Origin of the sequence: Oligoflexus sp. (assembly GCF_035712445.1) — a bacterium.
Taxonomy (GTDB): Bacteria; Bdellovibrionota_B; Oligoflexia; order Oligoflexales; family Oligoflexaceae; genus Oligoflexus.
Genome location: NZ_DASTAT010000093.1, coordinates 40,952 through 67,319, shown reverse-complemented (window position 1 = coordinate 67,319; position 26,368 = coordinate 40,952). Strand labels below are relative to the sequence as shown.

Annotated in this window: 26 protein-coding genes; 4 read left to right on the top strand and 22 right to left on the bottom strand. The window is 53.6% G+C overall.

Going from position 1 to position 26,368, the window contains the following annotated elements; genetic code table 11:
* The first annotated feature begins 54 nt into the window (after window positions 1-54).
* Window positions 55-324 carry a 30S ribosomal protein S20 gene (gene rpsT, locus VFO10_RS20025; protein WP_325143490.1) on the top strand — a complete coding sequence of 90 codons (270 nt, stop codon included), beginning with the start codon at window positions 55-57 and terminating at the stop codon, window positions 322-324.
* A 76-nt stretch (window positions 325-400) separates the two neighbouring features.
* On the opposite strand, the gene mazG is transcribed toward rpsT, so the two are convergent.
* Together mazG and gpmI are read right to left on the bottom strand one after the other, a co-directional pair.
* Window positions 401-1,246: a nucleoside triphosphate pyrophosphohydrolase gene (mazG, locus tag VFO10_RS20020; RefSeq protein WP_325143488.1), complete on the bottom strand. Its 846-nt coding sequence runs from the start codon at window positions 1,244-1,246 to the stop codon at window positions 401-403.
* An 11-nt stretch (window positions 1,247-1,257) separates the two neighbouring features.
* On the bottom strand, window positions 1,258-2,892 hold the full coding sequence (gene gpmI, locus VFO10_RS20015) for a 2,3-bisphosphoglycerate-independent phosphoglycerate mutase (protein ID WP_325143486.1): 1,635 nt from the start codon (window positions 2,890-2,892) through the stop codon (window positions 1,258-1,260).
* A gap of 95 nt (window positions 2,893-2,987) precedes the next feature.
* Between gpmI and dtd the strand changes: the two genes are divergently transcribed.
* Together dtd and cutA are read left to right on the top strand one after the other, a co-directional pair.
* Window positions 2,988-3,431 carry a D-aminoacyl-tRNA deacylase gene (gene dtd / locus VFO10_RS20010; protein WP_325143483.1) on the top strand — a complete coding sequence of 148 codons (444 nt, stop codon included), beginning with the start codon at window positions 2,988-2,990 and terminating at the stop codon, window positions 3,429-3,431.
* A 10-nt stretch (window positions 3,432-3,441) separates the two neighbouring features.
* Entirely contained in the window at window positions 3,442-3,777 is a 336-nt protein-coding gene (gene cutA / locus VFO10_RS20005) for a divalent-cation tolerance protein CutA (protein ID WP_325143480.1), read from the top strand.
* Window positions 3,778-3,849: 72 nt separating this feature from the next.
* Here the strand turns inward: cutA and VFO10_RS20000 are convergent, their stop codons facing one another.
* The 15 genes from VFO10_RS20000 to rimP form a co-directional block, all read right to left on the bottom strand.
* On the bottom strand, window positions 3,850-5,058 hold the full coding sequence (locus VFO10_RS20000) for a hypothetical protein (protein WP_325143478.1): 1,209 nt from the start codon (window positions 5,056-5,058) through the stop codon (window positions 3,850-3,852).
* 81 nt (window positions 5,059-5,139) lie between these two features.
* Window positions 5,140-6,366: a DUF790 family protein gene (locus VFO10_RS19995; protein ID WP_325143476.1), complete on the bottom strand. Its 1,227-nt coding sequence runs from the start codon at window positions 6,364-6,366 to the stop codon at window positions 5,140-5,142.
* A complete protein-coding gene (locus VFO10_RS19990; RefSeq protein WP_325143474.1) occupies window positions 6,329-7,717 on the bottom strand; it encodes a DEAD/DEAH box helicase family protein in 1,389 nt (462 codons plus the stop codon). The genes VFO10_RS19995 and VFO10_RS19990 overlap by 38 nt, the downstream gene beginning before the upstream one ends.
* Window positions 7,698-7,937: a hypothetical protein gene (locus VFO10_RS19985; protein ID WP_325143472.1), complete on the bottom strand. Its 240-nt coding sequence runs from the start codon at window positions 7,935-7,937 to the stop codon at window positions 7,698-7,700. The genes VFO10_RS19990 and VFO10_RS19985 overlap by 20 nt, the downstream gene beginning before the upstream one ends.
* Before the next feature lie 11 nt (window positions 7,938-7,948).
* Window positions 7,949-8,746 carry an undecaprenyl-diphosphatase UppP gene (gene uppP / locus VFO10_RS19980; protein ID WP_325143470.1) on the bottom strand — a complete coding sequence of 266 codons (798 nt, stop codon included), beginning with the start codon at window positions 8,744-8,746 and terminating at the stop codon, window positions 7,949-7,951.
* Between the two features lie 76 nt (window positions 8,747-8,822).
* Window positions 8,823-9,992, bottom strand: coding sequence for a hypothetical protein (locus VFO10_RS19975; protein WP_325143468.1), 1,170 nt, complete (start codon window positions 9,990-9,992; stop codon window positions 8,823-8,825).
* A gap of 89 nt (window positions 9,993-10,081) precedes the next feature.
* The gene (ruvB, locus tag VFO10_RS19970; protein ID WP_349259379.1) at window positions 10,082-11,053 is read right to left on the bottom strand and encodes a Holliday junction branch migration DNA helicase RuvB; all 972 of its coding nucleotides are present in this window, start codon (window positions 11,051-11,053) and stop codon (window positions 10,082-10,084) included.
* A 98-nt stretch (window positions 11,054-11,151) separates the two neighbouring features.
* Window positions 11,152-11,907: a Holliday junction branch migration protein RuvA gene (gene ruvA / locus VFO10_RS19965; protein WP_325143464.1), complete on the bottom strand. Its 756-nt coding sequence runs from the start codon at window positions 11,905-11,907 to the stop codon at window positions 11,152-11,154.
* Between the two features lie 21 nt (window positions 11,908-11,928).
* Window positions 11,929-12,528, bottom strand: a complete 600-nt coding sequence (locus tag VFO10_RS19960) for a hypothetical protein (protein WP_325143462.1) — start codon at window positions 12,526-12,528, stop codon at window positions 11,929-11,931.
* 86 nt (window positions 12,529-12,614) lie between these two features.
* Window positions 12,615-13,781 (bottom strand): methionine adenosyltransferase, encoded by a 1,167-nt coding sequence (gene metK, locus VFO10_RS19955; protein WP_325143460.1) that lies wholly within the window; start codon window positions 13,779-13,781, stop codon window positions 12,615-12,617.
* Window positions 13,778-14,761, bottom strand: coding sequence for a tRNA pseudouridine(55) synthase TruB (gene truB / locus VFO10_RS19950; RefSeq protein WP_325143459.1), 984 nt, complete (start codon window positions 14,759-14,761; stop codon window positions 13,778-13,780). Before truB ends, metK begins: the two co-directional genes overlap by 4 nt.
* Before the next feature lie 14 nt (window positions 14,762-14,775).
* Complete coding sequence (gene rbfA / locus VFO10_RS19945; protein WP_325143457.1) at window positions 14,776-15,117, bottom strand: 30S ribosome-binding factor RbfA; 342 nt, start codon at window positions 15,115-15,117, stop codon at window positions 14,776-14,778.
* Window positions 15,118-15,222: 105 nt separating this feature from the next.
* Window positions 15,223-18,300, bottom strand: coding sequence for a translation initiation factor IF-2 (infB, locus tag VFO10_RS19940; protein WP_325143455.1), 3,078 nt, complete (start codon window positions 18,298-18,300; stop codon window positions 15,223-15,225).
* 108 nt (window positions 18,301-18,408) lie between these two features.
* Window positions 18,409-19,983, bottom strand: a complete 1,575-nt coding sequence (nusA, locus tag VFO10_RS19935) for a transcription termination factor NusA (protein ID WP_325143453.1) — start codon at window positions 19,981-19,983, stop codon at window positions 18,409-18,411.
* Window positions 19,984-20,060: 77 nt separating this feature from the next.
* Entirely contained in the window at window positions 20,061-20,516 is a 456-nt protein-coding gene (gene rimP / locus VFO10_RS19930) for a ribosome maturation factor RimP (RefSeq protein WP_325143451.1), read from the bottom strand.
* 394 nt (window positions 20,517-20,910) lie between these two features.
* Between rimP and VFO10_RS19925 the strand changes: the two genes are divergently transcribed.
* The gene (locus VFO10_RS19925; RefSeq protein WP_325143449.1) at window positions 20,911-22,731 is read left to right on the top strand and encodes a winged helix-turn-helix domain-containing protein; all 1,821 of its coding nucleotides are present in this window, start codon (window positions 20,911-20,913) and stop codon (window positions 22,729-22,731) included.
* Here the strand turns inward: VFO10_RS19925 and VFO10_RS19920 are convergent.
* The 5 genes from VFO10_RS19920 to rpsK all read right to left on the bottom strand — a co-directional run bounded on the left by VFO10_RS19920 (window position 22,697) and on the right by rpsK (window position 26,357).
* Window positions 22,697-23,791, bottom strand: a complete 1,095-nt coding sequence (locus VFO10_RS19920) for an LptF/LptG family permease (protein ID WP_325143448.1) — start codon at window positions 23,789-23,791, stop codon at window positions 22,697-22,699. The two genes, VFO10_RS19925 and VFO10_RS19920, sit on opposite strands and share 35 nt — an antisense overlap.
* Before the next feature lie 23 nt (window positions 23,792-23,814).
* Window positions 23,815-24,252: a hypothetical protein gene (locus tag VFO10_RS19915; RefSeq protein WP_325143446.1), complete on the bottom strand. Its 438-nt coding sequence runs from the start codon at window positions 24,250-24,252 to the stop codon at window positions 23,815-23,817.
* A 108-nt stretch (window positions 24,253-24,360) separates the two neighbouring features.
* Complete coding sequence (gene rplQ / locus VFO10_RS19910; protein ID WP_325143444.1) at window positions 24,361-24,744, bottom strand: 50S ribosomal protein L17; 384 nt, start codon at window positions 24,742-24,744, stop codon at window positions 24,361-24,363.
* A 17-nt stretch (window positions 24,745-24,761) separates the two neighbouring features.
* The gene (locus tag VFO10_RS19905) at window positions 24,762-25,772 is read right to left on the bottom strand and encodes a DNA-directed RNA polymerase subunit alpha (protein ID WP_325143442.1); all 1,011 of its coding nucleotides are present in this window, start codon (window positions 25,770-25,772) and stop codon (window positions 24,762-24,764) included.
* 195 nt (window positions 25,773-25,967) lie between these two features.
* Window positions 25,968-26,357: a 30S ribosomal protein S11 gene (gene rpsK, locus VFO10_RS19900; protein ID WP_141736450.1), complete on the bottom strand. Its 390-nt coding sequence runs from the start codon at window positions 26,355-26,357 to the stop codon at window positions 25,968-25,970.
* Window positions 26,358-26,368: the final 11 nt, after the last annotated feature.

Below are 26,368 nucleotides of genomic sequence, written 5' to 3'. Positions count from 1 at the left end.
CGGCTTGTTATTCGACATACTCTCTGAAATCGAAGAGGAAAGAGGAACGACACAGTGGCACAGCATAAATCCGCAAAAAAGCGTATCCTTGTTAACGCTAAGAAAAGAAGCCAAAACCAAGCTTATATTTCCAGCGTTCGCACCGCTGTTAAAAAAGTCCGTAATGCGATTGAAAAAGGTCAAACTGCTGACGTGGCTGGCCTGCTTGAGCAAGCTCAATCTCTTCTGCACAAAGCGGCTTCGCGCGGTCTGATTCACCGCAACACCGCTTCCCGTAAAGTTGCTCGTTTGACAGCTTTCGTGCGGACCAAGGTTCAGGCCTAATTGAGGCTGATCCGCTTGCGGAACATACAAAAGCCCGGATCGCAGGATACCGGGCTTTTTGTGCGTCTTGGGGCTCTTAGCCTTCCTGGGACTTGGCTTCCTTCCACAGGACTTCCAATTCATCCCTTGATAACTTCGTGACGTCCTGTCCTCTTACGGCGCAGATATCCTCCATCGCCGCAAATCGTCTTAGAAACTTCGCATTGCCCTGCTGAGCCGCGACCTCGGGATCGACACCCAGATGCCGACTGAGCTGCGCGAGGCTAAAGAAGACGTCGCCCAGCTCGTCATAGAGCCGATCCCGATCCGCCCCGGCCACTTCATTTTCAAGTTCCGTGAGTTCGGCCTGGCACTGCTTCAAAACATCAGCCGGGGTATCCCAATCGAAATGGATGGTATGAGCCCTTTTGCCTATTTTATAGGCCTGCGTGAGAGCCGGTATCACTTTGACACAATCTGCAAAGTAACCGACCTTATGCAGAGCAGCCGCCTTTTCCTTGGCCTTGATCTTTTCCCAGTTGCTCTTGATCTCGGCCCGGTCTATCCCCTGCCCCGCCAGATCACCAAAGACATGCGGATGCCGGCGGATCATCTTGCTGTTGATCGCTGCCGCAACATCCCGGATGTCACCCTTGCCATGATCATGGGCCAGCTGCGCATTCAGAACGACCTGCAAAAGAACATCACCCAGCTCTTCGATCAGATGCGCCTCATCCGTCCCGAACATGGCTTCAGCCGCCTCATAAGCCTCCTCCAGCATAAAGCGTCGGAGGCTCTTATGATCCTGCTCCAGATCCCAGGGACAGCCGCGAACAGGGTGCCGCAGCATGGCCACGGTCTTCACAAAGTCAGAAAAAATCTGACCCGCTGCCGCGGCGCGCTCTTCCAGTTCTTTTTCCCAGGCCTTGTCATCATGCGTCATAAAAATCCAGTTCAGATCAGTTCCACCAGCGAAGGCAGATAATTATCCTTCTTCGGCACACCCAACACTGTAATCACAGTCGCTGCGATGTTGGCAATACTGGCCTTATCGATTCCGGGCACAAGGCGATAGCCATTCGGTCCGCGGGGATCATAGAGGTAAAAGGGAACCGGATTCAGGGTATGCGAGGTCTTGGGCTTTGGACGCCAGCTGAACGGCAGATCCAGCCAATCGGCTGGCCCTTCCTGGTTGGTATCAAACATCTCATCGGCGTTGCCATGATCGGCGGTGATGATCAGAACCGTATCGGTCTCCTTGGCCGCCTGCACGAGGCGTCCAATGCAGAGGTCCAGCGCCGACATCGAGGTAATGGTCGCCTCCAGATTGCCGGTATGCCCCACCATATCCCCGTTCGGATAGTTGATCCTGGCGAAATCAAAGCTGCCACTCCGCATGCGGGCAATGGTGGCCTCGGTAATTTCATAGCACTTCATCCAAGGCTTCAGATCGAACTGAATCACATCGCTTGGAATTTCCACGTAGTCTTCCAATTTTTCATCGAAAAGACCCGATTTATTGCCGTTCCAGAAATAAGTCACGTGCCCATACTTCTGCGTTTCGGAACAGGCGAACTGCCGAAGCCCTTGTTTGACAAGGTGTTCCGTCAGAGTATCATCAATGGCCGGAGGCGAGACGAGGTAACGCGCCGGAATATGAAGGTCACCGTCGTATTCCATCATGCCGGCGAAGAAAACCTTGGGCCACCGCACGCGATCGAAGACCTTGAAATCCTCTTCATTGAATGCGCGGCAGATCTCGATTGCCCGATCCCCACGGAAATTGAAGAGCACGACGCCATCACCATCTTCAATGGTTCCAACGGGTTTTTCATTTTCGACGATCACAAAAGGCGGCAAATACTGATCAATCAGCTTGGGATCCTGACGGAAACCTATAATGGCAGAACGCAGACTGGGGAATCGATTGGGAGCTTCACCCAAAACATGGGCCTTCCATCCCCGCTCCACCATCGACCAGTCGGCTTCATAGCGATCCATGGTCGTTGTCATGCGGCCGCCGCCCGACGCGACTTTCACATCAAAGTCCGAGCTTTGCAGCTCGCTCATGACCTTTTCCAGCCGCTCGACATAAATCTCGGCGGTCTTTTCCCCGACATCTCTTCCATCAATCAACGCATGAACCCGCACGCGTTTCAGGCCGGCCTTCTTCGCCTGACGCAGGAGCGCATGCAGATGACCATCATGCGAATGCACATTGCCATCCGAAAGAAGACCGATCAGATGCAGCGTGGACTCCTGGCTCTTCACCGACCGCACAAGGTCCTGCCAGGTTTCGCCGCGAAATAAGCTGCCATCATCAATGGCGTTTTGCACGAGCTTGGCGCCTTGATCGAAAACCCGACCGGCACCCAAGGCATTGTGACCAACTTCGCTGTTGCCAATGTCAGAATCACTGGGCAATCCCACATAGGTGCCGTGGGCCTTCAGTGTTCGATAAAGCCCGGTTTTTTCCAACTGACGGAGCTGCGGTGTATGAGCGAGCTTCACAGCATTGCCGTAGGAGCTGGCCCGTACACCCACACCATCCATCACGACGACGAGAACTTTACGCTTTGCTTTTGACACGACCAACTCCCTGCGTTTAAGGTGGGCAACGTGCTGACAGTAGCCGATAGGGCCCCAAGAAAAAAGCTTTTTCCCGAGGAAAATAACCATATCGCATGAGAGCCGTGATTCAAAGAGTCAGCCGCGCTGATGTCAAAGTTGAAGACAAAGTTGTAGGCAGTATCGAGGCTGGCCTTCTGGTGTATCTAGGCCTGCATCACAGCGATGGGCCGGAGCTCGTGCCGCTGATGGCCGACAAGATCGTGAACCTTCGCATCTTTCCGAATGATGAGGGACGCTTTGATCGGTCGGTGCTGGATGTGGGCGGCAGCCTTTTGATTGTCAGTCAATTCACTCTTTACGGTGATTGTCGCAAAGGACGACGGCCGAACTTTCAGGATGCGGCACCACCGGACAAGGCGCGTGCGCTTTATGAACAGTTCCTGGAATGCGCGGCAGGTAAAGGCGTTCGGGTGGAAGCAGGAGTTTTTCAGGCCCATATGGAAGTCAGCGCAGTGAACGACGGACCGGTGACCATTATCATGGATCTTCCCAACTAAGGAGCCGACAATGATCAGCGTACTTTACGTCCCCTGTGGCAATCGCGACGAGGCCGAAAGCATCAGTCATAAGCTGATTGAAGAGCAGCTTATCGCCTGCGCGAACATCATCCCAGCCGCCGATTCCCTTTACATGTGGGAAGGCATGCTGGAGCAGACCCAGGAAAGCATCCTCCTGGTCAAAACCAGTCCGGAATATCGAGGCCGCGTGATGCAAAGGATCGAGGAGCTTCATAGCTACAGCTGCCCCTGCATTATCGAATGGAAAATTGAAGCGGTGAACCCCGCTTATTCGAAATGGGTGCATGATTCGCTCAAAACCGAACCCAAACCCGAAACTCTTTAATCATAGCCCTAAAAACACCAAAACCCGAAAGCCTTGTGGGCCTTCGGGTCTGGTTATCTTTGAACGCTGCTCTTAATCGTTGTTGGACTCGCTGTCATCGACACCGATCTTGTTGTAGAACAGTTCGTCGATGGTCTTCTTGATCAGAATCCACAGAAGTTCCTTGTCAGAACATTTGCCGAAGACTCCGAGCGGAATCTGAAAACCACCCTTATCCTTGCGACCGCCACCATAGTAAACACCATGCTGGTCCTGGCCGAAGACGTCCTTGATCCACTTGTCGGGATCCAGGGTATGCGACTTGGTGCGCAGGGAACCATCGACGAATTCACCGCCGACGACGCCGTAGACAACCACCGTATCAATACCCTCGCGGTTCAGAAGGTAATCCGCGCACTGGCCGATGCCATCACGGTCCTCTTCCCGCACGTAACCCACACCCGAGAACATGAACGTACCGCGGATATCCTTCCTTTGCAGGGCGATCTGGGTCAGGTCCATGGTCTTGGCAGGGATCGACTGCCGCGAGATCAGAGCCAGGAGGTCCTTGTCCACATAACGGGACAAAAATTCCGAGGCCTTGTAATCCGCGGGCGTTGCATTCACAAAGTTATCGGTATCCGTGCGCACGCCGTGCATCAGGGCCGTGGCGATCTTCGCTTCTTCCAGCGTGTCGCCCTTGAAACCGAAGCGCGGGTCGCAGAGATACTCACCATAGATCGCCGAGGTGGAACCGACATTTTCCCGAATATCGAGGAAGTGGCCTTTGATGGTTCCAAGCTTTCTGTGGTGATCCACAAACACAAGCAGCTCACAGGTTTCCGGCAGCTTGATGGGCAGCTCGGTATTCTGCGAGTCGTTCACGGCATAGTAATCGTAAGAAGAGTAATCGAACTGATCGTTGTACTCTTCAATATCCAGATCCAGCTTTTTCACCAGCGCGCGATTCTCGTGATGGGAGATTTGCTCGAAGTGAAGGATGGTGGACTGGATGTCGAACTGGGAACTCATGTAAGCGAGGGCAAGAGACGTTGCGATGTTATCAGGATCCGGGTAGCCCTTGATACAGATCAAAAGGCGTTTGCCACGCGCCTTCTCAAGGGTTTCGATCAGTTCCTGAGTCTTCGTCTTCTTTTCCACGCGCACGGTGTCGGAGCCATTCGCTTCAGCTTCCATCAGATCGGTGTCACCACCGCTGAGTTCCTTCTGAGCTTTGACTTTCTTTTTGAGACTGATCAACTCAGCCTCTTTTTCCTTGAATCGCGTATCCATTGTCGACAAAGGGCTTACTCCTTTCACGTGCTCGCCTGGGTCCGGCCCTCTTTAAAGTCTGCACGTCCGCATTGGATCGCGGCTCTTTCATTATACCACCGCGGTCCCGCTTTTCACCTTGGGCAGGTAGGTCAATATTGCCTTGACCGTCGGGAACTGCCGAAAGGTGAAAATACTTATGCCAGTTTCCTTGGCGCGCGCAAGCAGTCCTTCCACACTTGATTCCTTCGCCAAATCCTGACTGATGCCAAGCATCAGTGGGGCTTCTTTGACTTCACTCAGAACGGAAATGCGCTTGCGAAGTTCCCCTTCATGCCACTTATGGAACAGTTCGAGATGTCTGACAACTCCCGTTCCATGACGCAGCGTAAGGTCAGGGAAACTATAGCACTGCTGACCCAGATTCAGATGCTCCTGCCCTTCTTCCACCTTCCAATCTTTTCGTTCTGCCGTAGGAAGAGCGTTAAAAGCCTTCATAAACGCCTGAAATTCCTCAGGAATATACCCGCTAAAGCTACGGTAATGACTGCGGATCGGCTTGGAACTATCTATTTTGAGGTCGTAATAGTTTTCACCAAGCTTCACCGTGGCTTCCAACTCCCATTTCGGCATCAGAAGAACATAGGGAAAAAATTGGCAAAGTCGCATGCCATAGCTTTGCACCTGATCAAACATCGAAAGTGGTCCGGAAATTTCCAGCACCAAGGCACCTTCTGGATTTTCAACAAATTCGGCCAGGAGTCGACAGAATCTTAGTTTCTGCAACAATCGTCGACGGGTAACGAGGTCTTTTTCAAATATGGAAAAACGAATCTTCTGCGCCCGCAAAAGCAGTCCCTGAATCTGGGCCGCGTTGTAACGGTGAACCAGAGCCTCACCCGAGATTTCTTCGAATGTCTGGATACTGCGAAACTCCGGCAGGTCGGCATAGAGTTGATCCTGCATGACCCCGAAGCTGCGCCCGCTTTTTTTGGTCATTTCCTCTTCGAAAGCGGCACGACTGGGCAGGCCTTCCGCCCGCAGCGCACGGCTCCATTCAAACCACTGCCAGCGCTGACCTTCGAAGGCTTCATCGGCTTCACCAAAAGTGCAGCGGTCCTCAAGCAGCTTGCCAAAGCCCTGGAACACGGCATCCGATGACTCGGGATGCGCCTTCAGCTGATCGTTCAGCTCCTTCCAGCTTTGCCCGACATGCGCACGATAAAGTCCGGCCAGCTCATCTCCGAGCTGAATCAGATCCTTGTCCGTCGGCTTCAGATACTTGGGATGGACGCGGCTTTCACGCCTTGTATACTTGAGAAGGTCTTTGGTAAGCATGATGGTTCCTGCGCCGCTTGTTCACATAGAATTCATTGGTATCCTTGGAAATCACTTCATAGAGCACGGCCCGCTTGCCTTCCTGATGCCGGAGGATACGGCCCAGCCTCTGCACGTGTTCACGCACGGCCCCGCTTCCTGAAATCACAACCCCGATGCTGGCTTCCGGAACATCCACGCCTTCATTCAGGACCTTGGATGTGACCAGCACATCAATGCGGCCCTGGCGGAAATATTCGAGCATCTGCTTTCTTTCCTTGGGCCGCGTTTGATGCGTAAGGACGGGCAGAACAAAATTCTTTCCGATCTGATAGGCCATGGCATTGTCCTGCGTGAAGACGATGATGCGATCACCGCGATGCTTCATGAGGATATTCCACAGCTCATCCATCTTGCCCGTTGCGGCCTGAGCCAGGCGTTTTTGTTCACGCCAGGCTTCCATCGCGGCTTTGCCACCGGGAAGAGTCGCAGACTTTTTAATAAAATCCTGCCAGCCTTCCGGCCCCGAGAAGTTGATGCGATGATTTTTGACAAAGGCTGTGTAGATGCCACGCGCCTTCTGATAGGCGTCTTTTTCCTCGGCCGTCAGTGGAACTTCGACGCTCACGACATCATAGGGCGCGAGCACGGTCTCCACCATCTCGCGAATCTGCCCTTCATAGCAAAGATCCCCGAGCAGCTCATAGATCATCTCCTCTTTGCCATCAGCCCGCTCCACGGTAGCTGAAAGCCCAAGACGGAAGGGAGCGATCGAAGCTCTTGCGATCATTTGATATTGAGTGGAAGGCAGATGATGGCATTCGTCAAAGATGATCAGACCAAAGCGATTGCCGATGGTTTCAATACTCAAATAAGCTGAATCGTAGGTCGCGACCGTCACCGGCCGGATTTCCTTCCAGCCGCCGCCCAGTGCCCCTATCTCGGTTCCAAAAAATTTCTTGAGAACGTTCTGCCACTGCAGAAGTAGATCAATCGTGGGCACAACCACCAGCGTGGGCCGCTGTTTGGCCACCATCGCCAGCACCGCGAGTATGGTTTTGCCCGCGCCCGTGGGAAGGGCCACGACTCCGCGCGAACCCTGCTGCTGCCATGCGGCCAGAGCACCCGACTGGTGCGGCCGTGGGATAATGGGCTCTTTCAGTTTCAATTCCAGGGCCTGGTACGAACGCGCGCGATCGACGAGAGGTTTTTTATCCTCGATCGCCTTCAGCACCACATCGCGATAACAAAATCCCGGGGCCCGCCACTGTTTGGTGCGACTGTCAAAGCGAAAGCCTGGCCATTCCTGACCGATATCGCCGAGAGCGCCGTCCAGGAGCAGGGTTCCAAGCTCATACTGCAGGGTCGTCATCAGGTGCCTTCTGGAATTGGTGCTGAATCATCCTTAAACCCATACCGAAACCAGCCAAAATTGTCCATCCCATGCAAGCCGCAAAGGAATAAGTCAGCCAGGCAGCTCCGCTTTGGCCCGTAAGGAAGAGAACCAGCCAGGCATTGCCCAGCAGGATCATCACGATAAAACCAAGGGCCACAGCCTTGGTAAAGAGGGAACGTCGTAAGTAGGATTTCATCCTTCAATGCCTCAATGGGACATCAGAATACCGATGCTCACGAGGGCCAGGAGTATGCGATAAATGGCAAAGACTCCAAAGCCATATGTACGCAGATAACGCATCAAAAAGCCAATCACCAGCCAGCCCGTGACCGCTGACACTATCATGCCCACATAAAATTCGGGAAGGTGAATACTGGCGATGATTTCATCGGCCTTCAAAACAGCCGCACCAGCCATGGCGGGCGTTCCCAGAAGAAAGGAAAAGCGGGCGGCATCGCTGCGATCCAGGCCCAAAAGCCGGGAGGCGATGATGGTCGCACCGGAGCGCGATGTTCCCGGAAACAGAGCGCAGGCCTGAGCGACGCCGACTAAAAAGCCCTGCTTCGGCCCGAAGTCCAGCATCTTTCTGTGAACGGGTGCCTTCCTATCAATCCACCAGAGCAAAATTCCGACGATCACCAGCGGAAAGCAGACGAGGTAAGGATGGGCTGTAAAGAAGTGTTCGATCTGATGTTCGAAGGCGAGCCCGATCACCGCAGCCGGTATTGTTCCGACCACGATATTGATCAGGAGCTGACTCCGCGGGTTCAGTTTCTTTTCCTTCACCGTCTGCAGTGACCCCTGTAGAAGATCCAGCCAGTCGCGCCAGAAATAAATAAGGAGCGCCACCATGGTGCCGACGTGCAAGGCCACTTCGAGGCTCATGGGCAAGGGCTGGCCTTGGAGCATGGTCGAGACGATAATCAAATGCCCCGAACTCGAAATCGGAAGAAATTCTGCCAGACCCTGAATGATCCCAAGAACGACGGAATGCCACAGCTCCATCCTGGATGTCTCCTTAACGTAAAAAAGCCCGTGATGTTGTCACGGGCTTCAGCTTAACAGAAATTTTGTATTTCTTTTAGAATTTGCCGATCAAACCCGCGACAAGGTCGGTTTTCGAACGGTCTTCTTTTTTGGTGGCGTCGCTGGGATCCACAAATTCGCCGCGGGAAAGCGTCACATCCACAAACGGACGGTAGAATGCTCCCCACTGCTCAAAGTGTGTACCAACCGCAACTGTCATCTCATTTTTATCCAGCTTACCGCCTGCATTGGCTTCCAGAGCTGTAACAGCCGCATCGGTCGCGCCAGGAGCGCTGTAAGGATCGGTGGCCAGTGTGGAGAGATGAACGAAGGGTGTGTAGCTGCCAGCTTTGAATTCAGCATAGGCCACCATCCCTGTGTAGGTGTTCTTCTCTTCAATAAACTTGGTGTTGCTTGGGTCCGCAGGATCCAGGCCTTTGTTATTGCGCGTATCCATGGTGTAGTCGAAGTAAGCGTCCATGCTTTCAGTTTTGTAGCGTAGACCAGCGGAAGCTGTGCTGCTCTTGCCCAGATCATAGACCGCATACTGCAGGAGCGGAGAAAACTCACCGAAGTTACCGTACCATTCCAGTGCAACAGCGGGCTGCTTCTGAGACGTCTGGGTCTCTTTGCTATTGGTCACGATACCGGCCGAACTTCCACTGTTCCAGCTGGTGCAGCTGGAGGATGTGCTGGCGGTCACAGCGTTGGTCGTAGGATTGTTGGTATAGGTCGTCTTATCCGAGCACTTGCTGTAGTCATCGACCAACTGGAGCGAGAGCGCTCCGGCGAGCTTATAGGTGATATCAAGGGCCACTCTATCTTTCAGTGGGTTCCAGTCGAGGTAGGCGCCGGTAACAGGCGTTGTCACGCCGCTGGTCAATTTACGGTGCAGACCGTAGGTCTTGATTTTTTGCTTGCCGATAGTGACTTCAAGGTTCTCCGTCACGCGGTTCGTCAGATAGTAGCGCTCAAGTTCGCTTTCCTTGGCCTTGTAAAGCACAGTCCAGGAAATCTGATCCGAAAGCTTTCCACGGAAGATGACTTTCGCACCTTTCAAATTGAAGCTGGTGGTCTTGGTCTGCTTGGCTTCTTCGTTCAAGCCATCGTTGGTATTCAAAACGTTGACTTGATATTCCGCACCAACTTCAATTTCAGGAGCTGCATGAACACTGGAAGCCAAAGCGAGGCCAGCCAAACTCAAGGAAACGTGAGAGACTTTCACAGAGAACCTCCTGGTAAGGATAAAAAGGTGGCCCATCATAGCCACGGCCGGCGCGAAACTTCAAGCTCAATCAAAGTCTGGCTGCGCGGTTAAACCAACTGACTGACAGCTTCGAGGTGTATCAAAGCTTGCGGCGTCAACTCGCGGCCACGCGGTCCACGGCGAATAAAGCCCTGATGCGTAAGAAAAGGTTCATACACATCCTCGATGGTTGTCCGTTCTTCACCAATCGTTGACGCCAGGGCTTCAATGCCTGCCGGCCCCCCATTGTAACGCTCCTGAAGCACACGCAATATACGGCGATCCATGCGATCAAGGCCAGCAAGGTCAATGTTAAGGCGTGTTAGCGTTAAATCAACAATGTCCTTATCCAAACGTTCTACACCATGAAAGTCAGCAAAATCCCGAACCCGACGCAAAAGTCGGTTGGCAATCCGCGGCGTACCACGGGAACGTCGGGCCAGTTCGAACGCGCCCTCTTCTGCCAGTTCCACACCCCAAAGGCCAGCGCTGCGCTGCAGAATCTTCGCAAGCGATGCGGCATCATAAAATTCAAGGTGCTCCTGAATTCCAAAGCGGCTCAGGAACGGCGCGGAAAGACTGGCGACACGCGTTGTCGCACCAATCAGGGTGAAAGGATTGATCGGCATCCGCACGGTGCGTGCCGTCGGTCCTTGCCCCACAAGGATGTCGATGCAGAAGTCTTCCATCGCCGAATAGAGAATCTCCTCCACCGTGATCGGCAGCCTGTGAATCTCATCAATGAAAAGAACTCCACCCGGTTCCACACCAGCCAGGATACCGGCCAGGTCACCAGGCTTATCAATCGAGGGTCCACTCGTCTGATAAAAAGGAACAGCCATCTCATGAGCCACAATTTTTGCAAGCGTGGTTTTCCCAAGACCGGGAGGACCGTGCAAAATAATATGGTCCAAAGGTTTGCCGCGTTTGCGCGCGGCGGCCACATAGACTTCCAGGTTCTGTTTAACCGATTCCTGTCCAGGGTAGTCAACGAAGCGATGCGGCCTGAGCTGCTGCTCCAGGTTCTCGTCAATATCCATAAACGTGGCTTGTGTCAACTCTTCGGTTCGCCGGAGGACAGGTTCCTGCAGCTGAATATGAATAGGATCCATTTCTTTTTGATTCCTTCACGAAACCTTTAAAAAGGCTCGTTCTCGGCAAGACCGAGATCGCGGCCTTTGGCGCCCTTGGTTTCGCGTTTTTTCTGCTCCGTGTTGCCCAAAGCTCCCTGACTCAATTGCTTGAGAGCCTGTCGCATCAGATCAGGAAATGCGAGGTGCGCGGATTCCTTTCTGAGCTTGGCGAGCAGCGGCGTTATAGTTTTGTCTTTGTAACCCAGGTTTTCCAAGGCTGAAAAGAGATCCGAAAAGGTCATGTCTTCGCGTTCACGCCAGTTGTGATCGTGATCCAAAGGCAAGGGCCCATCAAGATCCTCGGAATCGAGTCGGGTCTGCTTATCGCGCAGATCCATCATGTGCGCGGATTTCAGCTTCACGAGTTTGGGCCTAAGATCGACGATGATTTTTTCCGCAAGGCGTGGACCGACACCCGGAACGCTTTCGAACACTTTCACTTCATCATGGGTGACTGCAAGGTCAATGGCATTCACAGTGAGCGTCGAGAGAATGGCCAGAGCCACCTTCGGGCCGACACCGCTCAGGCTCAGGAGGATTTCAAAGGCCTGACGGTCTTCATAGCTACGAAAGCCGAAGAGGCGAATCGCATCCTCGCGCACGTAAGTGTAGATCCAAAGGGAAATCTTCGAGCCCACCATGGGCAGCTGGCAGAGGGTGGAAAGCGGCAATTCCAGACCGTAACCGACACCCTGCACGTCCAGGATGATGCCGGTTGGAAGACTGGCGCAAAAGGTTCCGGTCAGTCGTTCTATATACATGAGTCAATCCAGGAAAGAAGTTCAGTGCAAACGGGTGGGAGGTTCCGTTTCGGCTTCGATATCATGCTCGGATTCAGCATGCAAACGCTCGCGCATTTTTTCATCAACGGATTTGAGTTCAAGCAGGGCCTTGGCGATCCGCTCACTCTCATTCATTCCCGTCGAAACCAAAAGCTCCCGGACATGGCGCAGCTTTTCAAAATCCATCTGGGTCTGCTTGTTGATGGCATCCACCATGGCGTTGAAATTCCGCACGACATAACGCATGTCATCACCGTCGCGAATTTTCATCTGGCCGTACCAACGGCCTTCCTCGACGCGACGAAACTGCCTGACCAACGAATACATGGGTCCGGCCAGCCGATGCGTTATCAAAATTCCCATAAATCCGACCAGGAGAATATTCAAAAGTGCAGCCATCGCCATCACACCCAGGATAGGCCAGGGAAGGAAGCGCGGAATGCGGAGGATTTCGAATTGAAAGAGCGGATAGAGGATCACACTCGTGGTCAGACCTGTGGAGAGAAGACCTACCAATACAGCCGCACCTGTATAACGGAACTGAAAGTCCCTGTTGATCAGGATGAGCCTTTGCTTTTGACGCTGAAATTTTTGCTTCATACCCACCACTATAACTGGCGGTAGGGCGCTTGGGAATCGTAAAGAGGATACGAAAAGGCCCTGCTTCTGCAGGGCCTGTCCGGGCTCTATTTCAAGCAGGCTTTGATGGCGTCGACTTTGTCGAGACGTTCCCAGGGGAAGATGTCGCGACCAAAGTGGCCATAGGAAGCGGTTTTCTTGTAGATAGGACGCAGAAGGTCGAGGCTCTCGGTGATTCCGCGTGGGGTCAAGCGGAACACTTCGCGGATCACGTTGGCCAGCTTCTCTTCAGAAACTTTGCCTGTGCCGTAGGTGTTCACAAAAACGCTGACAGGTTCCGCGACGCCGATCGCATAAGCCAGCTGAACCAGACACTGGTCAGCGGCGCCAGCAGCGACGATATTTTTTGCGATATAACGGCCCATATAAGCAGCCGAACGGTCGACTTTCGTGGGGTCCTTGCCCGAGAAAGCACCACCGCCGTGCGCGCCGTGTCCGCCGTAGCTATCAACGATGATCTTACGGCCGGTCAGACCGCAGTCACCCTGGGGTCCGCCGATAACAAAGCGGCCCGTGGGGTTGATATGATATTTGGTTTTGGAATCGAGCATGTGAGCAGGAATGGTTTTCTTCACCACTTCCTCGATCACAAAGGCTTCGAGGTCCTTGTGCGCGACTTCAGGGGAATGCTGGGTCGAAACCACAACAGCATCAATACGGGAAAGCTTGCCGTCACGGTATTCTGCGGTCACCTGGGACTTGGCGTCCGGACGCAGGAACGGAACGGTTTTATTACGGCGGTGCTTGGAAAGGTTCGACAGCAGCTGGTGCGCATAGCTGATGGTCGCCGGCATGAATTCGGCTGTCTCGTTCACAGCATAACCGAACATCATACCCTGGTCGCCTGCGCCCTGCTCGGCGTGCAGGCCTTCACCCTCAGTCACGCCCATCGAGATGTCGGGCGACTGCTGTTCGATCGAAAGGATCACGCCGCAGCTCTTGGCATCAAAGCCGAGGGCGCCATGGTTGTAACCGATTTCGTCAATCGTTTCGCGGGCGATTTTAGCGTAATCGACGACGGCTTTGGTCGTGATTTCACCAGCGATAACAACGAGGCCGGTCTTCACCAAGGACTCGCAGGCCACGCGGGAATATTTGTCCTGAGCCAGCAAAGCGTCCAGGATTGCATCACTAATTTGGTCACAGACTTTGTCCGGATGACCTTCGCTGACAGATTCCGACGTAAAAAGATAATTCTTGAGTTGTGAGCTCATGCGAGTCCTCTCTTCATTCTAACCGCTATGCGCCCCGTATTGAGCACCTGAGCGCTACCTATTCCGAAAGACTTTCCATTGTTATCAATTAAAATCACGTGGTCAAGCGATCTAATTGTTGCGCGCCGCACGCCATCATGGGTGAGCCCGCCTTCAAAGGCCTTCATTTCCACGTGCATTTCCTGCCCCATCTTCAAACGCTCGACCAGCGCGGTGTCCAGAGCACGCCAGCTCGGGATTGCCAGGTTGATGTCCTGTATAGGGATGATAAACTGGTTCAGATTCTCCAGATTATTTTCGAGCTCGTCCAGCTTAAAAGCTTTGTCACAGGAAAGATCACCGCTGCCGAGTCGCAGAAGGCGGGTGATAGTCCCTAAAGAGCCCGCCTGTTCTGCGATCTGGCTGGCCACGACCCTTACGTAAGTGCCTTTTGAGCAACGAATTCGGAAGGTTCCCACGCCATCAACAAAGCGAAGACACTGAAGCTCTTCTATCTGAATGATCTTGCGCAAAAGCTGCAAAGGCACCTGATCGGCCTTACCCTGGCGCGCATATTCATAAAGGGGTTTGCCCTGGAATTTGATCGCGGAATACATCGGCGGCACCTGCATGAAGTCGCCGACCATGGATTCGCAGATCTTATGCAACTGCTCTTCGGTAATATGCTCCTTGGGAGCATGCGCCACGACTTGTCCATCAGCATCAAGGGTATCGGTGGCGACACCAAAACCCACATCAAATTCGTAGGCTTTGGTCCCGGCGAGGAGGAAGTCCTGGATGCGTGTGGCTTTGCCGAAAAGGAGCGGCAGAAGGCCTTCCGCCAAAGGATCGAGGGTCCCGACGTGGCCCATCTTCACCTTGCCGATGCGCTGCTGAAACCAACGGGTCACATCCTTCGAGGTCATGCCTGCCGGCTTATACACCAGCAGGAGACCATCAATCGGAACGATCTTGCGGACTTGAACTTGGGGACGATTCACGCGCGGCTCCAGCTTCATTCTTCCTCGTGGATCTTGTGCAATATCCCTTCAATGCGTTCAGCTGATTCAAGGGTGCTGTCATAGATGAAGCGAAGCTCAGGAACCCGGCGGATATCGAGGACCTTCAGTTGCTTGCGCAGATAGTTCGTCGCCGATTCCAGACCCTTCTGGGCCCGCTCGGGCGCACTGCTATCGTAGGTGCGGAAATAAACGGTGGCCACCTGCAGATCCGGCGAGATCTTCACCGCGGTGATGGTCACAAATTCCAGACGGGGATCGTTCATCCGACCGCCTTGGAAGTTGGCAGCCAGGATATCCCTGATTTCATCGGCCATGCGTTCTGTTCTTAGACTCATAACTTCTATCCTTAACAAAAAAGGCTCAAAAACAGCCATTTAGTGGCGGCCGTCCTGAGCCCTTGTCCCCTGATGAATCAGGGGTTCCATAAACGTGTTTTTCTATTACAGCGCGGGTGCGTGTTCTTCGATAATGAAGGCCTCGATCACATCGCCTTCGCGAATGTCGGAGTAGCCTTCGATACCGATACCGCACTCGTAACCTTGCACAACTTCTTTGACGTCATCTTTAAAGCGGCGGAGCGAACCGATCTTACCGCTGTAAATGACCACATCGTTACGGACGAGGCGCAAGAGCGAGTTTCTGGTGACTTTACCATCAAGGATCGAAGTACCAGCGATCAGGCCGATTTTCGGAACCTTGATCGTCGCGCGGACTTCGGCGTGACCGAGGATGACCTCTTTCTGCACCGGAGGCAGCTTACCAGCCATGATCGACTTCAGAACATCGACGATATCGTAGATGATGCTGAAGTACTTGATCAGAACGCCTTGTTTTTCAGCCGTATCGTCGAGACCGCGAGCGGCCCGTACGTTGAAGCCGATAATCACAGCGCCCGAGGTGGCGGCCAAAGACATGTCCGATTCATTGATACCGCCCACAGCCTTGTGAACGATACGGTTGCGAACGCGATCGGTGTTGAGTTTCATCACCGCTTCAGCAATCGCTTCCACCGAACCCATGGTGTCAGCTTTAATAATGACTGGCACTTCCAAAGCATCGGCGACCTTGGCTTTCGCGAGCAACTGATCCAGAGTCGCAGCCGAAGAACGGCTCTGCGATTTATTCATCTCCTGATCACGACGCCAGCTGGCAACATCCTTGGCTGTTTTTTCATCTTCCACGATATCGAACTGATCACCGGCCATGGGCACTTCGGAAAGACCGACGATCTCGACAGGAGTCGAAGGACCGGCTTCTTTCAGGCGCTTGCCTGTGTGATCGTGCATGGCGCGGACGCGCCCCAGTGTGGTACCAGCCACAATATAGTCACCGACACGAACCATACCTTTTTGAATCATCATCGTCGCAACAGGACCGCGACCCTTGTCGAGGTGGGCTTCCACCACAACACCCGAAGCTGGGACGTCGATCGGCGATTTGAGTTCGAGGACTTCCGCCTGAAGGACAATCGCATCCAGGAGGTCATCAATGCCGATACCCTGCAGAGCCGAGACTTTCACATACTGTGTCTCACCGCCCCACTCTTCCGACTGGATGCCCTGATCCGCGAGTTCGCGATAGACGCGATCGAGGTTCTTGTTCGGCTTGTCGATCTTGTTGATGGCAACAATGATCGGCACATTCGCCGCACGAGCATGCGAGATGGCTTCGATGGTCTGGGGCATGACGCCGTCGTCGGCCGCTACAACCAGAACCACGATATCGGTTACTTTCGCACCACGGGAACGCATAGCCGAGAAGGCTTCGTGACCCGGGGTATCCAGGAAGGCGATCTTGCGACCGTCTTTTTCGACTGTATAAGCACCGATGTGCTGGGTGATACCGCCGGCTTCGCCCGCGGCAACCTTGGCTTTACGGATCGCATCCAGGATCGAGGTTTTACCGTGGTCGACGTGACCCATGATGGTCACGATCGGCGGACGCTCTTCCAGGGCTGCATCATCCTGAGCCTTTTTCTTATCCGACAGAATATCTTCGATCGACACCACGTTGGATTTCACTTCGAAGTGATATTCCGAGGCCAAAAGAGTGGCCGTATCAAAGTCGAGCGGCTGGTTCATCGTTGCCATGATGCCTTGCGACATCAGCTTTTTAATGAGTTCTGCAGCTTTTACCGACAGTTGCTTGGCCAGCTCGGCGACCGTGATCTCGTTACCCATTTTCACAACGCGGTAAGACGCGCGAGGTGTCGTGAGCTGAGTCTTTTTCAGATCCTTACGACGCTTCAGATCCTTCCGACGACCGGAAGACTGAGGCGTGTAGATCATTTTCTTCTTTTCTTCAACGACCGGAGCTTCCGGCAAAATCTCAATGTCTTCGCCTTCCTCATCCAAGGGTTCAGCCTGGTTGAGCAAAGCTCTGAGGTTGAGCTGATCGCGCTTGGCTTTCTGCGCTTTCTTCAGAACGTTTTCTTCCGGTCCTTCGACGTTTGCAAAGGAGCGTTTTTTATCTTTTTCTTTCGATTTGGAACCATCATCCCGCCAAGTCTTGGTCCCAATTCCAAGGCCGCCGTCTTCTGGCAAATCCAAACTGGGCCCTTTGGCGATCTGTCCCATCGGTCGCTGACCGATACGAGGACCGATGGTGATACCGCTCCCACCGCTTCCACCGCCTTCGCCACCACCGATCCGAGGAGCTGGTCCGCGGCCGACAGGCATAATGCGGGCTGTTGAAGCCGAGCGTGGTCTCGGTTGCTCTTCCTCAGGAGGCGGAGCTCGACGAACGATCGTCGCACCACCCGGTCTTGCGGACGACGCTGGTGCCGGCGCTGGCGCTGGTGGCGCCTCACGTCTGACAATTTTCGCCGTTTCAGGGTTGGAAGTCGTACTCTCTGGGGCGCGCTGCATGGGTCGTCCTTCGCTGACAGGCGCAGAGCTGGGTGCACGCGCCTCTTGACGCACGGGGGCAGGAGTCGGGGCCGGAGGCCGGACATCCATCCGCGGGCTTGGGGTTTCTGGCTCCTCCTGTTTGGGAGCCTCTTCAACAGCGGGAGTCGCCGGAGCGGCGCTGGCTGCAGGTTGTTCGATTTGAGGAGCTGTTTGAATAGGTTCAGGCTCACTGACTTCAGGTTCAGCTTCAGCAGGAGCAGCCTCTTGCGCCAGCATGGGGGCTGGAGCAGGCGGTGCCACTTCCTCTTCAGGTTCCGGCATAGGCGCAGGCGCAGCAGCAACAGCAGGAGCGACTTCTTCTTCTGGTTCTTCGTAAGAGGTGGCTTCAGAGCTTTGAGCCGCCACCTCATGATCGACGTCGTCCGAGGACGCAGCTGCTTGACTGTCTTCACCAGGACCTTTGCGGCGGCGAATAACAGAAGGGCTTGTTTTAGGAGCTTTGTCAGCTCCTCCACCGCTCAACTCGCGTTTGATTCGGACGATCTGATCAGCTGTCAAAGTGCTTTGATGGCTGGAGACCTCGATTCCGATATCCTTCAGCTTGTTGACAAGCAACTTACTTTCGATCTTTAGCTCGCGGGCTAATTCGTATACACGAATTTTGGACATTCGCTCTGAGTCCCCCAAGGTATCTCATTAGCATTCAATCAGTATATTGATGGCAAATGGAAAGGGAAAAGTGGTTTCGTTTTTTAAACCGCTTTCCCTTCGCTTTGCTTATTCGGACTGAAGGTAGCGGTCGGCAGCCATCTGGATGGTGCGTGCGACGCCTATCGACAATCCCGTTTTTTGAGCTACTTCCTCAACGGAGTCCGCCACGATGTCACCTATTGTGACGTAGCCACCTTCGGCCAGTGCATGTGCACTTGCCTCACCGACCCCGGACAGTTCCAAAAAGACCTTCACACGCTCGCTAATTTGAGAGTCTTCGGCCTTATTGTCAAGTGTAACGGGGGACGCAGAGGAATTTGCCAGGACATCGTCCACCTGAACCAGCTTTTTAGGCTCAGGACGACTGGGTGTCGGCGTACTGCTGGCAACACGCTTGGCCCGTTCAATCAGTTCAAGAGCCTGTTCTTGATCCATATTCAAAAGACGGTTCAAAGTCCGTGGCGACATCTGCGCTACTTCAGCAGGCGTCGTAAAGCCTTCCTGAAGGAGGAGATCCGCCATCATGTCATCGAGGCCTTCGATCCGTACAAGATTCGACTTGGCACCTGCCATCTTCTCTTCGATCGACGACTCGCTCTTAATGTCGAGGCGCCAGCCGGTGAGTTGCGCGGCAAGGCGTACGTTTTGACCGCGCTTACCGATGGCCAGCGAAAGCTGGTCGTCCGCAACGATCACTTCCATGCTGTGATTTTCTTCGTCCACGATCACTTTGCTGACAACGGCCGGGGCCAGGGCATTACACACAAGGCGGGCCGGGTCATGGTCGTAGGGCACGATGTCGATCTTCTCACCGTTGATTTCATTCACAACGGCTTGAACGCGCGAACCCTTCATACCCACGCAGGCGCCGACCGGGTCGACGGCTGAATCACGGGAATAAACAGCGATTTTGGAGCGATAGCCAGGATCACGAGCCGCGCTCTCAATCGTCACGATACCGTCATAGATTTCGGTCACATGCTGACTGAAGAGAGCCACCAAAAATCCGGGATGGGCGCGAGACATGATGATCTGAGGACCGCGGCTCGAACGCTTGACGTCGACCACATAGGCCTGGATCCGGTCTTTCACGCGGAATTTTTCCGTTGGGACCTGCTCTTTATAGGGAATCACGGCTTCAGTACGGCCGAGGTCCACGATGATGTCGTTGCGTTCGAAGCGACGAACATAACCGCTGAGGATTTCACCCACGCGATCCTTGAATTCATCAAAAACCTGCGCACGCTCTGCGTCACGCACTTTTTGTACGATAATTTGTTTCGCCGACTGCGCTGCGATACGACCGAATTTGGTGGTGTCGATTTTAATACCGATCGCGTCACCCAGGACGGTTTCAGAATCGAGTTTCCGTGCGTCTGACAAAGCGATTTCCAAACTCTCGTTGGCGACGTCGTCATCATCGACGACAGTACGGAACTGGTAGAGTTCGATTTCGTCGGTTTCTTCGTTATAATGAGCTTCAAGGTCGGCCGTCGCACCCAAAGTCCGGCGTGCGGCATGCACAACGGCCTGCTGGAGAGCGTCGATGATCACTGCTTTGTCCAGATTTTTGTCGCGGCTGACGCCGGAAATGACTTTGCGGAGCTCGGATTCTAATTCTGAACTATCGATTAGAGTCATCGTCGGTCGTTCCTTCTCAAGAAGTTGTCAAAAAAGTTAAAAAAGATCCGTAGTTCCAACATCATGCTCAGTGTTTTTCACCACTCGAACACAACATTGGCCTTGCGAATCGCTTGGAATGGAAAGTTCCAGACACCTGCCGGCAACTCTAAGGATACGATATCATCCTGGTCTATTCCAAGAAGCTTCCCTGCACCTTCCATTCTGTTCTGCGTTCTTTCGTTCAAACGCACCTTTATTTTTTGGCCGATCACTCGCGAAAAATGTTCACGGGTACGGAGCGGGCGTTCAATTCCGGGGGAACTGATTTCCAGGCGATAATCGCCAGGAACCAATGCGTCGAGTTCATTGGATTCGATCAAGAGATCGTTGACGCGCAGGCAGTCTTCCATTTTGATGCCTTCCGGCCTGTCAATGTAGACGCGAAGCGTTTCCTCAGTCCCATCCCACTCAACCTCGACACATTCATAGCCGAGCGGAGCAACCTTCGGGTTAATAAGGTCGATAATCTTGTCGTATTGCTGGCGATTCATAGTTCAAACACCACAAATAAAAAAGCCCAGCACGCACCATCACAGTGAGCAAGGCATTCATATAAACCATGATTGATTTGGGTCAACATGAGGGCCGATCGCCCGCTGGTACTTGCGAGCTGACGTGCAGAAGCAGTACGCTGAACCCCCCGTCACTCGCGTGGAGTATTGCCTGGGTTCACGGCGTACAATCTAACGAACGACGTTTAACAGGTCCCCCCAGGAAAGTCAACTCTTTTGACCTATTTCTGCACCTCCAAGCCCGCGCAATAAGAGTTGTAAATTGGCCTTCCACGCGGAAAAGCGCTAGGATGGAGCGAACAATCCAGAAGCCATTTCCAAACAGTATAAAAATCAATTATTTAAGCAATTTACATTATGGAGCCACCAAATTTTGGCGCCTTATCGTGTGGACCGTCGCCCCGCCTTTGCTGACAGGACTCGCCTTGAGCAGATTGAAGCTCGACTGCGCAATTGGGATTTTTGTGGCCTCGTCCGCTGGGCGGATCAGCAGACAGAACGCTTCACAACGCGCGAGGAAATGCTCGTATGCTACGCGCGTGAACGCTGCAAGGATTACGAGGGTTGGCAGCGGAGTATGATGCGACTCAGGCAGCGGGTATTCAAGGATGAGTGGGAGCATCTTGCCTTTCGTGCTCTCAGCCTGCAGACAGGGAAAGATTTGAATCGCGTGGCCGACGATCTGAAGAAGGCCCTCTGCTTTCCCGAGGATCTGCTGATGCAGGTGGCCTGGGTCCGCGCGGCGGATCGGCTGGCATCCCTGCAGCAGCTGGACGAGGCCTGGGAGCTCTATGCCTGTTTTCCTAGCACGGGAGCTGTGAGTGAATGGCAGCGTTTAACCGAACTGAAAGCCACTATTGTAAGTTATCTGAATGGCAAGCTTGACAATGACACGGTCATAGGACTTCTTCGCAGTCAAGGCTTTCATTGGCTGGGAACGCCCTTGGCAGAGGTTTATGGGCTGGCCTTCCACCTTTATATAGCCAGTATTTCAGCGCGCTGGTTCGATCAGATTCGTCTGCAGAACCAGCTTCGCAAAACACTGGATGAGCTTGCTCATAGCGAGGATCAATCCCAGCTGGTGGCCGTGGCGACCTATCTCTTAAACCCGGAACAGGGACTGGGCGCTGCTTTGTGGCGAAGTCAGCTGCCCGATTCCGGTGTTCCCGAACCGCCGCTCTTTCATCATGTTCCAGAAATGCTTTGGCTTACGCACTGCATGGAAGGCATTGCCAAAATTCAAAAGGCTTCGCGGGAACAAAGCATTCCCGGTTTAAAAAAGGTGCTGTTTCAACAGGAAAGGCTGGGTAACGGCCTTCTTGCGGCCTGCGCGCGTTCAAGGCTCCTGGGGCATATCCTGCATCATCATCCGCTGCGTCGTGAGCCCGAGCTTATGGATTTTTGGTTCCAGGAACTCAGGCTTTTGCAGAGCATGCCCTATAACGAACTGCAGAGTTTTGGGGCGCTTCTGCAGGCCGCGCATCAGTATCGGCAGGGGGAATTTCAGGACTGCATTCAAATCCTGCGGCGCGCGCGGCGTCTATCGCAGGACCGTCTGCGGCGACGCATAGTCAGCCTGTGGCTGGCTCATGCCCGCGGACGTATGCCCAGGCATGTACCTCCGGAACTGGCCGCTGTCAGCCTCCGGCTTTTGCGCTATTTTTTCGCGCCGAGTCTGAAGAGTCTTGGTCACAGCATTTATATGATCAACGATGTTTACAAGGTTGATCTGGGCCATTATCCGGTCTTGAATCGTCTTTTGCAGCAGATTCTGCGGCATCCACAGAAAACCCTTCCCACACAGGATGTTCAGGATCTGGTGTGGCGTCAGACAGCGTCGCTGGAAGGCTGGAAGCAGAAACTTCGCAATGCCGTCTCACGTCTGCGCTATCAATTTCGCTTTATCATGGCCCCGCTCGTGATGCAGTCGCACGGCACACTTCATTTGAATCTGGAGGCTCTGATTTTCGAGCCGATGCCCGCCAACCTGCAGCTTGAGCGTCGGCAAGAGATACTTCGGGCCTTGCAGCAGGGTCCAAGGTCCATCGAAGGCCTAAGGGAAATGACGCGAATTCCTGCCAGCACTCTGCGCCGCTACATGCGGGAGCTGACCGATCAGGGCCTCGTGGCCGCCGATGATAAAGCGAATCGCACGGTTTTCATATCCGTTTGCGCTGCAGGTTCCAAATATTAATCAGTGAATAGGCAAGAAGGATGACATCGGCAGACCAGGCCGCGGGTATGGGCGGCAGAACCCCACGCTTGGCCAGGGCTCTGGCGGCATTCAGAAAGAACCAGTAGCTCATTCCCACGGCCACAGCGAGCAGAACACCGCGCGCCGTTTCCATGGTTCGCTCGGAGCGATAACCAAAGCGAAGACCAATCAAACACACCACAAAAGGCGCAAGGTGAAAGGCCAGCTTGGTGTGGAGCTCCACGCGATACGATAGGATATCAACGCCTGATGCGGCCCCTTTACGAATGGTGTCCATGAGTTCGGCGGAAGAAAGTTCGTTAGGATAGCGACGCTCTTTTTTAAGCTTCACCGGCTCGACGGGAATGCTGACCGGCATGACGTCCTTCCGCTCGGTATAGGACAGCGTGCCCTTGGGCCAGAAATATAGGATTTTAACATCCTCCAGGAGCCAGTCGGTGCTTTCCGGGCGATAGGTGGCAAGGCGGGCTTCCAGGCTTTTTTTCGGTCGAAAGTTATCGCCGGTCTCGATCACACGCACGCCGGTCATCACATTGGTGATGGGATCGTAATCACGGAAATTATAAAGAACGTTCTCATCTTTCACCCAGCGCGCGCCTTCGGCTATCTGAGTTTCCGACCCACGTTCGATTTGGACTTCCTGAACATAATGCATCCGCTCTGCCCAACGGGGCAGGATATATTCGCCCAGAAAAACGGCCACGACGCAAAGCCCCAGTCCACCGATGACGATGGGAAGGCCCACGCGCAAAGGGCCCATGCCGGCAGCCCGCATTGCGGTGATTTCGTTGGTTCGACTCAGAAGAACCATCGTAATCACCGAAGCCAGAAGCGAAGCGATCGGCAGAGCCTGAATAATCAGGCTCGGCAGAAAATAAATATAATATTTGATCAAAAGCCCGGTTTCCGGGTTATAGCGGGGAATGTAGCGCGTGGTCTTATGGATGAAGTCGAACAGTAAAAACAAAAAGACGCAGAGCAGCAAGGTCCCTACAACGTATTTTATGAAGTCCCGCAGCACGTAGAAAAATAAAGTCATGTTCCGCCTTCGTCGCTACCACTCTACTGCGACGACTTTACTCCCGGCCTCACTGCCTTCGCAAGCAGATATGGGAGTCCCTTCTTTCCGCGTTCCAGGCGTCCCAGTATTTTCACGCGATTGACCGAAGGTTCACCGAGAATCTGATAGGATTCATCCACCGAAGTCAGAACCACCAGGATGCGACCGTCGGGATCAGACATCACAAGGTGGGTGCTTGACTCGCCCCGCTCCAGGATATCACCTTCCAGGATCACATCTTTTCCAAAAAGATCCCCGGTATCAAAATGCAGCTGCTTGGTCGTGACCTGAAACGGTTCGCCGAAGACCGTGCCTCCGGTCCGTGAGAAACTTCTGATGTCGATATCATCTTTGAGGCCCTGGATTTTCTGACAGGAAATGCTTGAAAGTGCGAGCAGCAGAACGGTTGAAGACAGACCTGGCTTGCGAAAGGACATCATAGGCCACCTCCCAGTACATATGGCATATTCTACCACAGGCTGGGCCAATCAGGTGAGCTGTCGGAATTTGGGCGAAAAAAAACCCGCCGGGAAGGGCGGGTCTTTTGCTTACTGAGCTTCGGTTTTCGCTTTAGGGGCGAAGTCCACGAACTCAATCAGGGCCATCTGAGCGCCGTCGCCAACGCGAAGGCCGCGCTTCAGGATGCGCACATAACCGCCTTGGCGGTCTTTAAAGCGGGTAGCGAGGTCGCCGAAGACTTTCACAACAGCTTCTTTTTCGAAGAGGTAGGCACCGGCCTGACGGCGGTGGTGCAAGCTGCCCTTCTTACCCAAAGTCACCATTTTCTCAACGACGCGGCGCAGTTCTTTGGCTTTTGGCAAAGTCGTTGTAATACGCTCATGGGTGATCAACGACGTGGCCAGGTTCCGCAAAAGTGCTCTACGGTGATCTGAATCGCGACCGAGTTTCCGATAGCCGTGCTTGTGTCTCATAACTAGCCTCTTAACCTTTAATTGCTTTCGCTTTCTTTTTGTCTCAGCATCGAAGGATCAAATCCGTCGATCTTCATACCAAGGGACAGGCCCATTTCAGCCAGGATGTCCTTGATCTCGTTGAGCGACTTACGACCAAAGTTTTTGGTTTTCAGCATCTCAGCCTCTGTCTTCGTTACCAGCTCGCCGATATACTTGATATTGGCGTTTTCCAGACAGTTGGCAGCGCGCACCGACAGTTCCAGCGAGTCGACCGTCTTGAACAGGTTTTCGTTCAATTGAGGACGAGCTTCAATGGTTTCTTCCGAACCGCGAGCTTCCACTTCTTCCGATTCATCAAAGTTGATGAAGATCGTCAGCTGTTCTTTCAGAATCTTTGCAGCGTAAGCCAGTGCATCATCCGGCCGAACGGCAGCATTGGTCCAAACTTCCAGCGTGAGTTTATCGTAGTCAGTCATCTGACCCACGCGAGCGTTCGAAACGTTGTAGGCAACGCGGCGAACGGGAGCGAAGATCGAGTCAGTCACAATATAACCCGTAGGGATCGATTCCGTACGGTTGGCATCAGCCGAGACATAACCGCGGCCGTGGCGCACGATCATTTCCATCGACAAGGAACCGTCTTCACCGACTGTTGCAATATGCTGCTCAGGGTTCAGGATTTCCACGTCGCTGCTGGCTTGAATATCACCAGCGCGCAGAACGCCATCGCCTTTGGATTTCAGCGTAATGCGGGCGTCGTTTTCGCCCAAATAACGAATATTGACCTGCTTCAGGTTCAATATAATATCTGTCACGTCTTCCTTGACGCCCGTGATCGTACTCAGCTCGTGATCGACGCCTTCGATACGGACGGCAACGATAGCCGCACCATTGATGCTTGAGAGAAGCACGCGTCGCAGCGAGTTACCAAGCGTGATACCATAACCGCGCTCGAGCGGCTTCGCAATAAACTTGCCATAGGTATCGGTCAAGGCGGCAATTTCTACGTTATTAGGAGTGATCAAGTCTTGCCAATTGCGATGCATGAACGCTTCTCCGTCTTGATTCCGTTAATGATGAATAAGACCTGACTTCATGAGAGGAGATCGTCGGAAATCGACCCATGAACGCGGCTGTTTTGATGGCCCAGTACTGTCATTCTACCAGCATTTTTCTGCTGGTCTAGAAATATCACGGCCTTCTCGAAATCAGGCCGCTGACTTGGACCATCCAGCCCCGTATCAGACCCTACGCCGCTTTGGCGGTCTGCAACCATTATGCGGAACCGGAGTAATATCTTTCAGCAAGTTGACCTTCAGGCCGACAGCCGACAAAGCGCGAACGGCGCTTTCACGACCCGAGCCTGGACCCTTGACCAAAACCGAGATGGAACGCATTCCGGCGTCCATGGCTTTGCGGGCACATTCTTCAGCTGCAACCTGAGCTGCGAAGGGAGTGCTTTTACGCGAACCCTTGAAGCCTTTGGCACCAGCTGTCGACCAAGCCACCACTTCACCGTTAAGGTCGGTGATTGTAACGATAGTATTGTTAAAGGTGGCTTGAATATGAGCGACCCCCATAGGGACGTTCTTTTTCGTCTTGCGCTTTTTAACGACAGTAGCCTTTGCCATATCAACCTATT